11 protein-coding genes and 1 tRNA gene are annotated in these 15,341 nt (G+C 69.0%); 8 read left to right on the top strand and 4 right to left on the bottom strand.

The window, feature by feature from the left end:
* The first annotated feature begins 60 nt into the window (after nucleotides 1-60).
* The 8 genes from ABE505_RS05130 to pnp all read left to right on the top strand — a co-directional run bounded on the left by ABE505_RS05130 (nucleotide 61) and on the right by pnp (nucleotide 9,595).
* Nucleotides 61-137: transfer RNA gene (locus ABE505_RS05130), tRNA-Met, on the top strand.
* Nucleotides 138-359: 222 nt separating this feature from the next.
* Complete coding sequence (rimP, locus tag ABE505_RS05135; protein WP_346442396.1) at nucleotides 360-983, top strand: ribosome maturation factor RimP; 624 nt, start codon at nucleotides 360-362, stop codon at nucleotides 981-983.
* Nucleotides 984-991: 8 nt separating this feature from the next.
* On the top strand, nucleotides 992-2,503 hold the full coding sequence (gene nusA / locus ABE505_RS05140) for a transcription termination factor NusA (RefSeq protein ID WP_346442323.1): 1,512 nt from the start codon (nucleotides 992-994) through the stop codon (nucleotides 2,501-2,503).
* A 225-nt stretch (nucleotides 2,504-2,728) separates the two neighbouring features.
* Entirely contained in the window at nucleotides 2,729-5,332 is a 2,604-nt protein-coding gene (gene infB, locus ABE505_RS05145; RefSeq protein ID WP_346442324.1) for a translation initiation factor IF-2, read from the top strand.
* A gap of 124 nt (nucleotides 5,333-5,456) precedes the next feature.
* Nucleotides 5,457-5,819 (top strand): 30S ribosome-binding factor RbfA, encoded by a 363-nt coding sequence (rbfA, locus tag ABE505_RS05150; RefSeq protein WP_346442325.1) that lies wholly within the window; start codon nucleotides 5,457-5,459, stop codon nucleotides 5,817-5,819.
* Between the two features lie 160 nt (nucleotides 5,820-5,979).
* Complete coding sequence (truB, locus tag ABE505_RS05155; RefSeq protein ID WP_346442326.1) at nucleotides 5,980-6,951, top strand: tRNA pseudouridine(55) synthase TruB; 972 nt, start codon at nucleotides 5,980-5,982, stop codon at nucleotides 6,949-6,951.
* Between the two features lie 150 nt (nucleotides 6,952-7,101).
* Complete coding sequence (rpsO, locus tag ABE505_RS05160; protein ID WP_183426485.1) at nucleotides 7,102-7,365, top strand: 30S ribosomal protein S15; 264 nt, start codon at nucleotides 7,102-7,104, stop codon at nucleotides 7,363-7,365.
* Between the two features lie 121 nt (nucleotides 7,366-7,486).
* On the top strand, nucleotides 7,487-9,595 hold the full coding sequence (gene pnp / locus ABE505_RS05165; RefSeq protein ID WP_346442327.1) for a polyribonucleotide nucleotidyltransferase: 2,109 nt from the start codon (nucleotides 7,487-7,489) through the stop codon (nucleotides 9,593-9,595).
* Nucleotides 9,596-10,460: 865 nt separating this feature from the next.
* Here pnp and ABE505_RS05170 read toward each other — a convergent pair.
* From ABE505_RS05170 to ABE505_RS05185, 4 genes are all read right to left on the bottom strand, one after another.
* Complete coding sequence (locus ABE505_RS05170) at nucleotides 10,461-11,567, bottom strand: hypothetical protein (RefSeq protein ID WP_346442328.1); 1,107 nt, start codon at nucleotides 11,565-11,567, stop codon at nucleotides 10,461-10,463.
* Nucleotides 11,568-11,640: 73 nt separating this feature from the next.
* The gene (locus ABE505_RS05175; protein WP_183426482.1) at nucleotides 11,641-11,799 is read right to left on the bottom strand and encodes a hypothetical protein; all 159 of its coding nucleotides are present in this window, start codon (nucleotides 11,797-11,799) and stop codon (nucleotides 11,641-11,643) included.
* Nucleotides 11,800-11,935: 136 nt separating this feature from the next.
* A complete protein-coding gene (locus ABE505_RS05180) occupies nucleotides 11,936-14,044 on the bottom strand; it encodes a peptidase domain-containing ABC transporter (protein WP_346442329.1) in 2,109 nt (702 codons plus the stop codon).
* Nucleotides 14,044-15,300 (bottom strand): HlyD family efflux transporter periplasmic adaptor subunit, encoded by a 1,257-nt coding sequence (locus ABE505_RS05185; RefSeq protein ID WP_346442330.1) that lies wholly within the window; start codon nucleotides 15,298-15,300, stop codon nucleotides 14,044-14,046. Before ABE505_RS05185 ends, ABE505_RS05180 begins: the two co-directional genes overlap by 1 nt.
* Nucleotides 15,301-15,341: the final 41 nt, after the last annotated feature.

A 15,341-nucleotide genomic window follows, 5' to 3' on the forward strand; every position in this document is an offset into this window, starting at 1 on the left:
ATGTGCCAGGGTGTTCTGGCTTGCAATTCCGCACCGCTCGCTTCATAATCGCACTCCTGATGCGGGGTGGAGCAGTCTGGCAGCTCGTCGGGCTCATAACCCGAAGGTCGCAGGTTCAAATCCTGCCCCCGCTACCAAATTTTTCGCGTTGTTCGATGGGTGTCCGCAAGGCGCCCGGAAGCGAAAAGTCTGGGCTTGCCGAAGCTCCTGCTTCGCTTCGGCGCCGACATCCAGTGGTATCGGACAAGGGGCCCGTCGGGCCCCTTGTCGTTTTCCACGACCGCAAAAACCGACGCGCGCGTCGGCAGGTCGTCGACGTGCAGGCGATCGGACGCGGTACCGGACAACGCGAGGGACGAGTGGCGGACAAGGCGACACAACTCAAGACGATGCTGGCGGCGACGGTCGAATCCCTCGGCCTCGAACTGCTGGGCATCGAGTACCTGCCTGCGCCCGGTGGCGCGCTGGTGCGGCTGTATATCGATCTGCCGGCCACCGATACGGACGCCGCCGAAGGCGACGCGACCGACGGCGAGGCCGGGCAGGGCGTGACCATCGAGCACTGCGAGGCGGTCAGCCGCGAAGTGTCCGCGCAGCTCGACGTCGAAGATCCGATCAGCGGCAACTACACGCTCGAGGTGTCCTCGCCCGGCGTCGACCGGCCGCTGTTCGAGGCCGCGCATTTCGCGCGCTTCGCCGGCCAGGCCGCGAAGGTCGGTCTGAAGCTGCCGCAGGACGGGCGCCGCCGCCTGACCGGCCGCATCGACGCGGTCGACGGCGAGACCATCACGTTCGACGTCGACGGTACGCCGCTGACGGTGCGCATCGACAACATCGACAAGGCGCGGCTGGTCCCCGACTGGGCCGCGCTGGGCCTGGCGCCGTCGAAGGACAAGAAGGGCCGCGCCGCCGGCGCGGCCCGCAACGCTGACAACACACCACGTGACAACAAGCGGCCGCGCAAGCCGGCCGGTGCGGAGTGAATGAAAAGATGAGCAAGGAACTGTTGCTGGTCGTCGATGCGGTCGCCAGCGAAAAAGGCGTCCCTGAAACCGTGATCCTGGAGGCCATCGAGGCCGCGCTGGCCACGGCGGCCAAGAAGCGCTATGTCGATCAGGACGTGCTGACCCGCGTGGCGATCGATCCCAAGGACGGCAGCTACGAGACCTTCCGCCGCTGGGAGGTCGTGGCCGACGACGTGGTGATGGAGTCGCCCGATCGCCAGATCCGCCTGATGGACGCGGTCGACGAGGCCGACGGCGTCGAGGTCGGCGACTACATCGAAGAGCAGATCGAGAACGTCGATTTCGGCCGCATCGCCGCGCAGGCCGCCAAGCAGGTGATCGTGCAGCGCGTGCGCGAGGCCGAGCGCCAGCAGGTCGTCGATGCGTGGAAGGATCGCGTGGGCGAGCTGGTGACCGGCGTGGTCAAGCGCGTGGAACGCGGCAATGTCTATGTCGACCTGGGCGGCAATGCCGAGGCGCTGATCCAGAAGGACAAGGCCATTCCGCGCGATGTCGTGCGCGCCGGCGACCGGGTGCGCGGCTACCTGTACGACGTGCGCAGCGAGCCCCGTGGCCCGCAGCTGTTCATCAGCCGCGCCGCGCCCGAATTCATGATGGAGCTGTTCAAGCTCGAGGTGCCGGAAGTCGGCCAGGGCCTGGTCGAGATCAAGGCCTGCGCCCGCGATCCGGGTGACCGCGCCAAGATCGCCGTCGTCGCCTACGACACCCGCACCGATCCCATCGGCGCGTGCATCGGCATGCGCGGTTCGCGCGTCCAGGCGGTGTCCAACGAGCTCAACGGCGAGCGCGTGGACATCGTGCTGTGGTCCGACAACCCGGCGCAGTTCGTCATCAATGCGATGGCCCCGGCCGAGGTGCAGTCGATCGTCGTCGACGAGGACAAGCACTCGATGGACCTGGCGGTCGCCGAGGACAAGCTGGCGCAGGCGATCGGCAAGGGCGGGCAGAACGTGCGCCTGGCCAGCCGCCTGGCGGGCTGGCAGCTCAACGTGATGACCCAGGACCAGGTGACCGCGAAGTCGGAAGCCGAGCAGGCCGCCGCGCGCCAGCTGTTCATGGACAAGCTGGAAGTCGACGAGGAAATCGCCGGCATCCTGGTGTCCGAGGGCTTCGGCACCGTCGAGGAGATCGCCTACGTGCCGGTCGGCGAATTGCTCGCCGTCGAGGGCTTCGATGAGGACATCGTCGAAGAGCTGCGCTCGCGCGCCCGCGACGCCCTGCTCAACGACGCGCTCGCGGTCGAGGAGGAAGCCGACGAGAACGCGCCGGCCCAGGACCTGCTGGCACTCGAGGGCATGGACGAGGACACCGCGTTTGCGCTCGCCGCCCACGGCGTGCGCACCAGCGAGGACCTCTCCGACCTGGGCGCCGACGAGGTGCTGGAGTTCGGCATCGAGGGCCTGGACGAGGCGCGCGCCGCGGCGTTGATCCTGGCCGCGCGTGCCGAGGAGATCGCACGTCTGGAACGGGAGGGGTGATCTGCCGCCCGGTCGTGTGAAGGCCGGGCAGGACGACCCGAAGTCGTAGTCGGACCGTCGGGAAGGCCGCAGTGATGGCGCAGGTCGCAGGCTCCTTCGAGGGGCGCGCCTGCAGTCGCCCGGTCCCGGTAGGCGGTCGCGTTCGGAATGCACCCCATGCAGCGCTAGAATGACAAATCCACTGCGCCGCCCCCTGCGGCGGCGCGCAAGGAATCGGAATCACGAATGTCGCAACAAACCACCATCCGTAAGCTGGCCGCACTGGTGAACACGCCGGTCGAGAAACTGCTCGAACAGCTGTCCGAGGCGGGCATGCAGTTCAGCAACCCCGATCAGGTCGTGACCAGTGCCGAGAAGCTCAAGCTGCTCGGCTTCCTCAAGCGCGCCCATGGCAAGGGCGATGCCCCGGTCGAGGAAACCTCCGCGCCGAAGAAGATCACGCTCAGCCGCAGCCGCAAGCAGGAACTGACGGTCGGCGGCGGCAAGAACCGCCAGACGGTCGACGTGGTCGTGCGCAAGAAGGTCACGCTCAGCCGGCCTGCCGATGGCGGGGCGCCGGTCGATCCCGACAGCGAGCGCGCCGAGATCCTGCGCAAGCTCGAGGAATCGCGCCAGCGCAACCTCTCCGAGCAGCAGCGCCTGGCCGAGGAAGACAAGCGCCGTGCCGACGAGGCCGAGCAGCGCAAGCGCGAAGCCGAGGCCGAAGCCGAGCGGCTGCGCCAGGCTGCCGCGGCTGCGGCCGCCGCGCCGGACGTCGCTGATGCCGCGACCGCCCGCAAGCCGGCCGGTGGCCACGCGCATGCGCACAAGGCGCCGGCGGCGCCGCGCAGCGACGACCGCAACGCCAATGCCAAGAAGGGCAACCGCGGTTCGCACGCGATGGTGTCGGGCGTCGAGGACGACGACAGCACCGCGCGCTTCGCCGGACAGTTGCACCTGAGTGCGTCCGACCGGGCGCGCCGCAGCACCAGCACGCGCGGCCGGCCGACCCGTGGCCCGCAGCGCCGCGGTAGTGCGCCAGCGCGCAGCGGCGCAGGTCCGCACGGCTTCGAGCGTCCGACCGCACCGGTCGTGCGCGAAGTCGCGATCGGCGAGGCGATCACCGTGGCCGATCTCGCCCAGAAGCTGGCGATGAAGGGCGGCGATGTGGTCAAGGCGCTGTTCAAGATGGGCGTCATGGCGACGATCACCCAGTCGATCGATCACGACACCGCGGTGCTGGTGGTCGAGGAACTGGGCCACACCGCCGTGCGCGCCGATGCCGATGACGCCGAGAGCGAGCTGATCGCCCACGTCGGCGAGTCGCAGGGCGAGCTGGCCGCGCGTCCGCCGGTGGTCACGATCATGGGCCACGTCGACCATGGCAAGACCTCGCTGCTGGACTACATCCGGCGCACCAAGGTCGCCTCGGGCGAGGCCGGTGGCATCACCCAGCACATTGGCGCCTACCATGTCGAAACCGACAAGGGCGTCATCAGCTTCCTCGACACCCCGGGCCATGCGGCGTTTACCTCGATGCGCGCCCGCGGCGCCAAGCTCACCGACCTGGTGGTGCTGGTGGTCGCGGCCGACGACGGCGTCATGCCGCAGACGGTCGAGGCGGTGAAGCACGCGAAGGCGGCGAAGGTGCCGTTGATCGTGGCGATCAACAAGATCGACAAGTCCGATGCCGATCCGAACCGGGTCAAGAACGAGCTGCTCGAACACGAGGTCGTGGCCGAGGACTTCGGTGGCGACACGCAGATGGTCGAGCTGTCGGCCAAGACCGGTGACGGTGTCGACGACCTGCTCGATGCGATCTCGCTGCAGGCCGAGATCCTGGAGCTGCGCGCGGTCGCCGAAGGCCGTGCCAGCGGCACGGTCATCGAGTCCTCGCTCGACAAGGGCCGCGGCCCGGTGGCGACGGTGCTCGTGCAGCAGGGCCTGCTGGCCCGCGGCGACTACCTGGTCTGCGGCGTGCAGTACGGCCGCGTGCGTGCGCTGTTCGACGAGACCGGCACCCAGGTGCAGACCGCGGGGCCGTCGATCCCGGTGCAGGTGCTCGGCCTGTCGGGCGTGCCCGACGCCGGCGACGATTTCGTCGTCGTCGCCGATGAGCGCCTGGCCAAGGACGTCGCCCAGCAGCGCGAGGCCAAGCGCCGCGAGACGCGTCTTGTGCAGGCAGCGGGCAACCGCATGGAAGACATCATGGCGCAGATGGGCCAGGCCGAGCAGCAGCTGTCGCTCAACCTGGTCGTCAAGGCCGACGTGCAGGGTTCGGTGGAGGCGCTCAAGCAGGCCCTGACCGCGCTGTCGAACGATCAGATCCGCGTCAACATCATCGTCTCGGGCGTGGGCGGCATCACCGAGTCGGATGCCAACTCGGCCGCGGCGGCGAAGGCGACGATCATCGGCTTCAACGTCCGTGCCGACGCCTCGGCGCGCAAGGTCATCGAAGGCAACGGTCTGGACCTGCGCTACTTCTCGGTGATCTACGATGTGATCGACCAGGTCAAGCAGGTCGCGTCCGGCATCCTGGGCATGGAGATCCGCGAAGAGATCATCGGCATCGCCGAGGTCCGCGACGTCTTCCGCAGCTCCAAGTTCGGTGCCGTGGCCGGCTGCATGGTGGTGGAGGGCGTGGTCAAGCGCTCCAAGCCGATCCGTGTGCTGCGCGACAACACCGTGGTGTTCGAAGGCGAACTCGAATCGCTGCGCCGCTTCAAGGAGAACGTCGACGAGGTGCGCAACGGCACCGAGTGCGGCATCGGCGTGAAGGCCTACAACGACGTCAAGGCCGGCGACCAGATCGAGTGCTTCGAGCGCATCGAGGTGCAGCGGACGCTGTAAGCGTCCGCGACCGATCGGCGATGAGGGATTCGTGATCCGCGAACGCGGGTCACGGGTCCGCACTCCATCGCAGGATCGAGCAAGCTTTTCGCACCCCCCTGACGAATCACGAACTACGAATCACGTGCCGACCAAATCCTTCCACCGCACCGACCGCGTCTCCGCCCAGCTTCGCCGTGAACTCGGCACCCTTGTCCGCGAGGCCGTGTCCGAGCACGGCCTGCCGTCGGTGAGCGTGTCCGACGTCGAGGTCACGCGCGACATGGCCCACGCCAAGGTGTTCGTGACCGCGCTGCAGTCCGAGCGCGCGGCCGAGGCGCTGAAGGGGCTCAAGGCGGTCGCACCCGAAATCCGCTTCCGTCTCGCGCGCGCGGTCAAGCTGCGCCACGTGCCCGAGCTGCATTTCCACTACGACGATTCGGTCGATCGCGGCGAGCGCATCGACCATTTGCTGCGCGATCTCGACGACGGCGGCGAGCGGGTCTGACCGCGATCGTCGTGAACCGGCGGCCCGGCGTTCGTCGGTGCCGCATGGTCGTCGGGGCTCGATACGAGGCCGCACGCAGGGCGTCGGACGCCCACGCTGCGGCCATGACGCCGCCCGTGTCCTGCGGGACGTCGCTCTTGTTTTCGTCCGCCGATATCCGATGAGCCGTCCCCAGTCCCGCCCGCGCACCAAGTTCCGCAAGCTCGACGGCATCCTGCTGCTCGACAAGCCGGGCGGCCTGAGCTCCAACCAGGCCCTGCAGCGCGTGCGCCATCTGTTCCGCGCCGAGAAGGGCGGCCACACCGGCAGCCTCGATCCGCTGGCGACCGGGCTGCTGCCGGTCTGTTTCGGCGAGGCGACCAAGATCGCCGGCGGGCTGCTGGGCGCCCGCAAGGCCTATACCACCGTCGCCCGGCTCGGCCAGGTCACCGATACCGACGATGCGGCCGGCCAACTGCTGCGCGAGCGGCCGGTGCCGCCGCTGGATCTGGCCACGATCGACGCCGCGCTGCGGCGCCTGACCGGTCGCATCGACCAGCGCCCGCCGATCTATTCGGCGCTCAAGCGCGGCGGCGAACCGCTGTACGCCAAGGCCCGCCGCGGTGAGGCCGTGGAGGTCGAGTCGCGGCCGGTCGATGTGCACGCCTTCGAACTGCAGTCGGCGGCCGACCTGCTCGACGGCGTGCTCGACCCAGGGGGGGCGCCGCAGTTGCGCCTGCACGTGGAGTGCGGCTCGGGCACCTATGTGCGCAGCCTGGTCCGCGACCTTGGCGAACTGCTGGGCTGCGGCGCGCACGTCGCGCAGTTGCGCCGGCTGTGGGTCGACCCGTTCCGCGATCCCAGGATGTGGACGCTCGACGAACTCCAGGCGCTCGCCGCGCGCGGCGAGCACCAGCTCGAGGCCTGCCTGTTGGACCTGGAGGCCGGGATGCTGGCCTGGCCGGCGGTCCACGTCGACGCCCGCCAGGCGGCCCGGCTGCAGAACGGGCAGTCGCTGCCCGGCCCGTTCGCGGCGACCGGCGAGGTCGCGGTCTTCGGGCCGAACGCACGGGCCGAGGGGCTGGCGCAGGTGCAGGGCGACGGCAGCCTGTGGCCGCGGCGCATGTTCCGGCGTGCGGGCGTGCCGGACTGAATAGGTCGCCTTGTTCGGGCAGGCCGCAGGCGATACAATCTTGGCCGCCTTTTTCCAGGCGAAATGCACTCTCCATCCACAGGCGGTCCGGGCGGTACGTGACGGTTGATCCGTCGCTGTCTCTGCGGGACGCGCGTCAAGAGCGAACACATGACCACGATCGACAACAGCAAGATCATCGAAGAACACAAGCGCGGCGACAACGACACCGGCTCGCCGGAGGTCCAGGTCGCCCTGCTGACCGCACGTATCGTGCACCTGACCGAGCACTTCAAGACGCACAAGAAGGACCACCACAGCCGCCGCGGCCTGCTGATGATGGTCAATCGCCGTCGCAGTCTGCTCGACTATCTGCACCGCAAGGATGCAGACCGCTACAAGGCGCTGATCGAGAAGCTCGGCCTGCGTCGCTAAACCCGTCTCCCCCCGCGGCGCAGAAATGCGCCGCGGTCGTTTTTTGGGCGCGTGCAGCGTCCGCCCGGTCGGGGCAAGGGTTCCGTCCGGTCCATCGCAAGAGTCATCAAGGGAATTCAACGTGGCAAAAGTGACAAAGAGCTTCCAGTTCGGTAACCAGACGGTGACGCTCGAAACCGGCGAGATCGCCCGCCAGGCCGGCGGTGCGGTCATGGTCTCGTGCGAAGGCACGCAGGTGCTGGTCACCGCGGTCGCCAACAAGACCGCGCGCGAAGGGCAGGATTTCTTCCCGCTGACCGTCGATTACCAGGAGAAGTTCTACGCAGGCGGCCGGATCCCGGGCGGCTTCTTCAAGCGCGAAGGTCGCGCGACCGAGAAGGAGACGCTGACTGCGCGCCTGATCGACCGTCCGATCCGCCCGCTGTTCCCCGAAGGGTTCCGCAACGAGGTTCAGGTCATCGCCACGGTGATGTCGCTCAACCCCGAGGTCGACGGCGACATCCTCGCCCTGATCGGCGCCTCGGCCGCCCTGTCGCTGTCGGGCGCGCCGTTCGACGGCCCGATCGGCGCGGCGAAGGTCGGCTACAAGAACGGCCAGTACCTGCTCAACCCCACGACCAGCGAGCTGGTCGATTCCGAGCTCGAGCTCGTCGTCGCCGGTACCGCCAAGGCGGTGCTGATGGTCGAGTCCGAAGCCAAGGAGCTGTCGGAAGACGTGATGCTTGGCGCGGTGGTGTTCGGTCACCAGCAGCAGCAGGTCGCGATCGCCGCGATCAACGAGCTCGTCGCCGAAGCCGGCAAGCCGAAGTGGGACTGGCAGGCTCCGGCCGCCGATGAAGGCCTGATCTCGACCCTGCGCACCGCCATCGGCGAGCAGCTCGCGGGCGCGTTCCAGGTGCGCGACAAGCTCGAGCGCAAGGACGCCATCTCCAAGCTCAAGAAGGCGATCCTCGAAACCATCGCGCCGCACGCCGAGGCCAATGCCTGGTCGCAGGGTGAGCTGTCGAAGGAGTTCGGCGAGCAGGAATACCAGACCATGCGCAACTCGGTCCTCAAGACCAAGAAGCGCATCGACGGCCGCGGCCCGGCGGACGTGCGTCCGATCAGCTCGAAGGTCAGCGTGCTGCCGCGCGTCCACGGCTCGGCGCTGTTCACCCGCGGCGAGACCCAGGCGATCGTCGCGGTCACCCTGGGCACCGCCCGCGACGGCCAGATCATCGATTCGGTCGCCGGCGAGTACAAGGAACACTTCCTGTTCCACTACAACTTCCCCCCCTACTCGGTGGGTGAGGCCGGCCGCATGATGGGCCCGAAGCGTCGCGAGATCGGCCACGGCCGCCTTGCCAAGCGCGGCGTGCTCGCGGTGATGCCGACGATGGAAGAGTTCCCGTACACGATCCGCGTCGTGTCGGAGATCACCGAGTCGAACGGCTCCTCGTCGATGGCCTCGGTCTGCGGTTCGTCGCTGGCGCTGATGGACGCCGGCGTGCCGGTCAAGGCGCCGGTCGCGGGTATCGCGATGGGCCTGATCAAGGAAGGCGACGACTTCGTCGTCCTGTCCGACATCCTGGGCGACGAGGATCACCTCGGCGACATGGACTTCAAGGTCGCCGGCACCACGAACGGCATCTCGGCGCTGCAGATGGACATCAAGATCCAGGGCATCACCGAGGAGATCATGAAGGTCGCGCTGGCCCAGGCGAAGGAAGGCCGTCTGCACATCCTCAATGAGATGAGCAGCGCGCTGACCACCCCGCGTGCCGAGCTCAGCGAGTTCGCGCCGCGCCTGATCACGATGAAGATCCACCCCGACAAGATCCGCGAGGTCATCGGCAAGGGCGGTTCGGTCATCCAGGCGATCACCAAGGAGACCGGCACCCAGATCGACATCCAGGACGACGGCACGATCACGATCGCCTCGGTCAACGGCGCTGCCGGTCAGGCCGCGAAGTCGCGGATCGAGCAGATCACCTCCGACGTCGAGCCGGGCCGTATCTACGAGGGCAAGGTCGTCAAGCTGATGGACTTCGGTGCGTTCGTGACGATCTCCCCCGGCAAGGACGGTCTGGTCCACGTGTCGCAGATCTCCAACGAGCGCGTCGAGAAGGTTGGCGATGTGCTCAAGGAAGGCGACGTGGTCAAGGTCAAGGTGCTGGAAGTCGACAAGCAGGGCCGCATCCGCCTGTCGATGAAGGCCGTTGCCGAAGGCGAGGGCACGCCGGCCGAGTAAGGCCTGGCGTTACGAGACGAAGAAAAAGCGGGCCGAAAGGCCCGCTTTTTTTCCATATGAGAGCGGCGACTTCGGATGGGTAGCGGCCTGCCGGCCGGAAGCCGCTTCCCCCTCGGCAGGACATCCTGTCCTGACTCGGGCGCGCACCATCCATGGTGCGCTTGGCGCGGCCACCGGCCGCCAGTCCGCCGCTGTGAACGTTCGCAATCCGGCTTCGGTTGGACAGAGGCGTCGTCCGGTGGAAGAAATCGTGCACTGTAGTCTCGGTGTGTCGCGCCGGTCGGGGACTGCTCACCGGCCCGATCAGCCCGCTCCCCAGTTTGGCACCGACGAAGAACGCGGGGGCGTTCGCGAAGTCGCGCGGCAGAGCAGCGCAAGCGATCTTCGCTCACCCCTTGCTCGCTATCGCAATCCCATTCTCGACCAGTACGACGCACTGAGGCCCATGGTGAGCGACTTCTTCAAGCAGGCGACTCCGCATTGAACCGAAGTAGGGTTGCCAATGTCTGCTGCAGCGGACTGGCGGCCGGTGGCCGCGTCGAGCGCGCCATGGGTGAGCCCGCTCTGTTTGCGCGGCATGCCGCGCGAGCGGGCGAACGCCCGGCGTGCTGCGCCGGGCCGGACCGATCCGCGAAGCGGAGCGGGCGCGCGCCCGAGTCAAGGCAGGGTGAGCATGGATGGCATGCGCGGCACTGCCGCGCATCCATGCGAACGCCACGCGTGCTTCGCGTGGCTGGACCGCGAAGCGGCCTTGACCGAGGTGAAAACGGCTTCCGGCCGGCAGGCGGCTGCCCATCCGAAGTAGAGCGCCCTGTGTCAACACTGCGTGCTCGTTTCGACGTGCGAGAAAGTGCGGGTGCGCCGCTCAGTCCTCGAGGCTGACGCCTGGCGGCACGGTGCCGGCGGTGTGCAGGCGCGGTGCGACCTCGGCCCACCAGTCGGCGTAGACCGCGCTGTCGAGATAGGACGCGAAGCCGACATCGTCCGGCATCGCGGCCGGATCGCAATCCAGCCGGCCCTGCGCGAGCAATGCGCATAGCGTGCGCAGCAGCGGAAGCTCCGGTGACGCCTGCTCCAGGAACAGGAACTGCCCCGCCTGGTTGACCTCGATGAAGTGCAGCGCGCCGCTGCGATCGACGACGAGGTCGACGCACCCCAGCGCGAGATCGAGCTTGCGATGCAGCGCGAGCAGACCGTCGTGCCAGAAGGCGGGGAGTGCGTAAGCGGACGTCTCCACCGCACCGGCGATCGAGGCCGAACGCCAGTCGACCACGTCGTCATCGTGCGGCGCGTCGAGGCGCGCGGCGAACACGTGCGCGCCGATCACCGTCACCCGCAGGTCGCAGACCTTGTCGATCGCCTGCTGGTAGATCCCCGGACACAGCTGCAGACTCGCGTCGGAGGCGAGCATCTGCGCATCGACGACGCGCGCGTAGGTGCTGAACAACCGACCGTCGGCATCCTGCCAACTGTGTGTCTGGAATGGTTTGTAGACGACCCGGCCGTGGCGCGCGACAAACGCGCGAATGCGCGCCGGATCGCTGGATATCAGTGTGGCTGGGACCGGCAGGCCGAGTTGCGCGGCGGCCTGCAGTTGGACGAGCTTGTGCTCGGCGCGCAGGGCCGATGCCGGCGGATTGACCCATAGTGGCCCGGCCACGTCGCCGGCGATCGCATGCAGATTGCCGGCGTAGCGGCGCCACTCGTCGCCGACGAAACGCTGGTCGGGCTCGGCCACGCCCGGCAACTGCGGCGGTGGCATCGGACGTCGGAACCACACGCTGCGCGGCATGCCGTCAGGTCCCCAGCCGTCGACGGTCGGGGCGCCGTCGGACGCGATCTCCAGCGTCGGCGCGCCAGCGTGCCAGCCGGCGATCCAGCGCGGCGCAAGGCCCGTGCGGCGCAGCCCCCAGCACGCGGCGGCGGCATGGATGTCGTGCGCGAGCGACGACACGATCAGAGGGGCGGTCATGGCGTTGGCGGCATCTGGAATGCAATGCGGCCGACCGTCGGGGGACGGCCGGCCGCGCATGGCTCGCAGCGGGTCAGACGACGCCCGGGTCGCCCGGATCGTCGCCGTTGGGGCCGGTGGCGTGGGTGTGGTCGGGCTTGCCGCCAGCGACAGCGGCGACCTCGTCCTCGGTCAGCTCGCGGGCCGCGAGGCGTGCGATGGGGCGGACATGCTGCGCGTCTTGATGGCTCATGTTTCCTCCAGTGGCTTGTCCGGATCGAAAGGGGCCGGTCCGGTTCCGGCGTCTTCGATGCTAGTCGCCTGCAGGGACGATGCGGAACCCCGGATTCCGGACCTACGTCGTGTTTCCGGACTTTCGATGCCGACGGTCAGGTACCGTTGGTGTCGTCCGCGCCGTCGTCTTCGACGACGCGCCCATTCACCAGCCGCACGACGCGATCGGCGCTGCGCACGGTCTCGGTGCGGTGCGCGATGATGATGCGGGTCGCGTGCAGGTCGGCGATCAGCGCATTGACCGCGCGCTCGCGCGGCACGTCGAGATGGCTGGTGGCCTCGTCGAGCAGCAGCAGATCGGGCTGGCGATACACCGCGCGGGCGATGATCACGCGCTGCTTCTGGCCGCCCGACAAGGCCGAGCCCATGTCGCCGACCAGCGATTCATAGCCCATCGGCATCGCGGCGATGTCGTCGTGGATCTGCGCGATCCGTGCGGCGTTCTCGATCCGGTCCAGCGTCGCATCGGGATCGAACACGCTGATGTTGTCGGCGATCGAGCCGGCGAACAGCACGTCGTCCTGCATCACCACGCCAAAGCGGGCGCGGTAGCGCGCCAGGCCCAGGTGCCGGATGTCGACGCCATCGATCAGGATGCGGCCCTCGCTGGGCGCCAGCAGGCCGAGGATCAGCTTGGCGAGCGTGGTCTTGCCTGACCCCGAGGCGCCGGTGATCGCCACCGACTCGCCGGCGTTGATGTGCAGCGAGCAGTCGCGCAGCACCCAGGGGCCGCTCTCGTCGTAGCGGAACGACACGCCCTCGATCGTGAGCTCGGGCGCGGGGTCGGGGCCCGAATGCACAGCCTGGACATCGGCCTCGGGCGCGGCCAGCGCGACGTCGGCGATGCGTTCGCCGTGCATGCCCAGCAAGCGGAACTCGACCAACTTGTCGACCAGCGCCCCGCCGCGCGTGGCCAGCAAGTCGGCGTAGGTGACGAAGACCACCATCATGCCCGCGGTGAACCGGCCATCGAGCACCAACAGCGCGCCCAGCCAGATCAGGCCCACGCGCATCAAGCCGAAGATCAGCTTGGAGAGCGCGCCGAAGGTCGCAGTCGTGCGCGCGATCGCGGCCTCGCGCGTGGCGACCTCCAGCGTCGCGTTGCGCAGTCGCGCCAGGCGCGCGGCCTCCAGGCCCGCGAGCTTGATGGTCTGGATGCCGCCGATCGACTCGATCATCTGGCTCTGCTGCCGCCCCAGGTGGACCAGTTGGGTCTCCTTGAGGTCGCGCAGGCGCCGGTAGGCAAGCCAGCGCAGCAGCGCGTACAGCGCGAAGGCCAGCAGCACCAGGGCGGTCAGCGGCCCGCTGTAGAACAGCAGCAGCGCGAACACCAGCAGCACGGTCAGCCCGTCGAGCACCGCCTCGACGAAGCTGCCGGTCAGGGTCTGCTGGACCGACTGCACCGACAGAAAACGCGACAGCACGCCGCCGACGCTGCGCTTCTCGAAGTAGTCCAGCGGCAACCGCAACAGGTGCGCGAACAGGTTGCCGATCCACTGCGCATTGAGCGAGGCGCCCAGGTCGGCCACCAGCCAGCCGCGCACCGCCGCGATCGTCGCCTGGAACGCGACCACGCCGAGGAAACCCAGCCCGATCAGCGTCAACAGGCTGGTATCGGCGGTGACCAGCACGCCGTCGATCGTCCACTGCAGGGCGAGGGGCAGCAGCAGCGTGAACAGTTCCAGCGACAGCGCCAGCAGCAGGATCTGCGTCGCCGCCGGGCCGATGCCGGAGATTCGGCCGAACAGCGCGCGCAGCGGCACGCGGGTACGGTCGGAGACCGGGGCGAAATCGGCGGCTGGCGTCAGTTCCAGCGCCACGCCGGTGAAGTGCCGGCCCAGTTCGGCCAGCGGCATCGTCACCGCGCCGCGTGCCGGATCGTGGATCAGCGCCTGGCCGCGCGACACGCGCACGAGCACGACGAAATGATTGAGGTCCCAGTGCAACACGCACGGCGCCTGGAGCGTGTGCAGATGCTCGGGTTCGGTGCGCAACGGGCGCGCTTCGAGACCGAGCTCGCGGGCGATCGCCATCAGCCGCGACAGGCTCGCGCCCTGGATCGGAATCGGAAACCGCCGGCGCATCGCCGCCAGGTCGAGATCGTGGCCGTGATGCACCGCGACCATCGCCAGGCAGGCCAGCCCGCATTCGGCGATCTCGTTCTGCTGCACGACGGGCACGCGTCGACGGGAAGACAGGGCCATCAGTCGGCTCGGGCGGCGGTGGGGCGGGCGAAGCGATCGCCGAACAGGCGCTGGTACAGCCGTTGGCGTTCGAGAATCAAGTCGGCGTCGACCCCGATATCGGTGCGCAACGCGGCGTCAGCGCCTGGTACGTTCTGATGGTCGGGCCGCACCAGCACGCGGTACAGCGGCACGCTGGCGTCGGCGCCGGTGCGCGCATGTGGCGGTGCGGACTGTGCAGCACGGGCCACGCTGACGATCGTGCCCGGCTGCTGGCCGTAACGACGGTGCGGGAAGGCGTCGTAGCGCATCTTCACGCGCTGCCCCGGCGCCAGGTGCGCGACCGCCTGCGCGGGCACCCACAGTTCGGCGACGAAGCGCGCGTCATTGGGCACGATCGTCAGCAACGGCTCGCCCGCGGCCACCGGGCTGCCGATCGACAACCCCGAGGTGCTGACCACGCCCGGGCGCTGGGCGCGCAGCCGGATCGTGCCGCGTGCGCGGTTCTCGGCATCGCCACGGTCCAGGTCGGCCAACGCCTGGGCCAGCGTGCCGCGCTCGTTGGCCTGGGACAGTGCCTGCTCGCGCAGGCTGCGACGTCCATCGGCGAGCCGGCGCTCGGCCTCCAGGCCCGCACGCCGGGCAGCGCCGAGCGCGGCGCGCGCTTCCAGGGCCTGGTTCTCGTACTGCTGGACCTGGACCTCGCTGACGATCCGCGCCTCGCGCAACGGCTGCAGCCGTGCGAACACATCTTCGGCATTGGCGGCCTGGCGCTCGCGCAGCGCGATCTCGTCGCGCGCCGAGCCGGCCTCGTCGACCAGCGTCGCCAGCCGCGCCTGCAGGTCGGCTTCGCGGGCCGGCTGCGCAACGTCGAAGGTCTGCAGCGCCGCGCGCAGGCGCGTGCGTTCGGCCTCCAGGCTCTCGGCCACCCGTGCCGACAGTGGCGCGCCACCATCAGCGAGGTCGCGATCGACCGCGATGTCGAGCAAGGGATCTCCGGCTGCGACGATCGCGCCGTCGGTCACGTGGACGCGGACGACGACGCCGGCCTCGGGCGCCTGCACACGCTGCAGGCCTTCGGCGGGTTGCAGCGTGCCCGAGGCGCGCACCGTCCGGTGCAAGCTGCCGAACGCCAGCGTCGCGGCGATCACCAGCAGCGCAGCGCCACCGAGCGCGGCGAGCAGCCAGCCGCGGCGCGGCACCGGCAGGCTCACGGTGCCGAGCCAGGCCTCGCGGCGCGCGCGCAGCACCTCGTCGCGGAACAGCCCCGTGCTCATCGGGCGCAGGACTCGTGCTGGCGGGGCGGTGCGGCGGGCGG

Source organism: Luteimonas sp. TWI382 (assembly GCF_039674545.1).
Classification (GTDB): Bacteria; Pseudomonadota; Gammaproteobacteria; order Xanthomonadales; family Xanthomonadaceae; genus Luteimonas.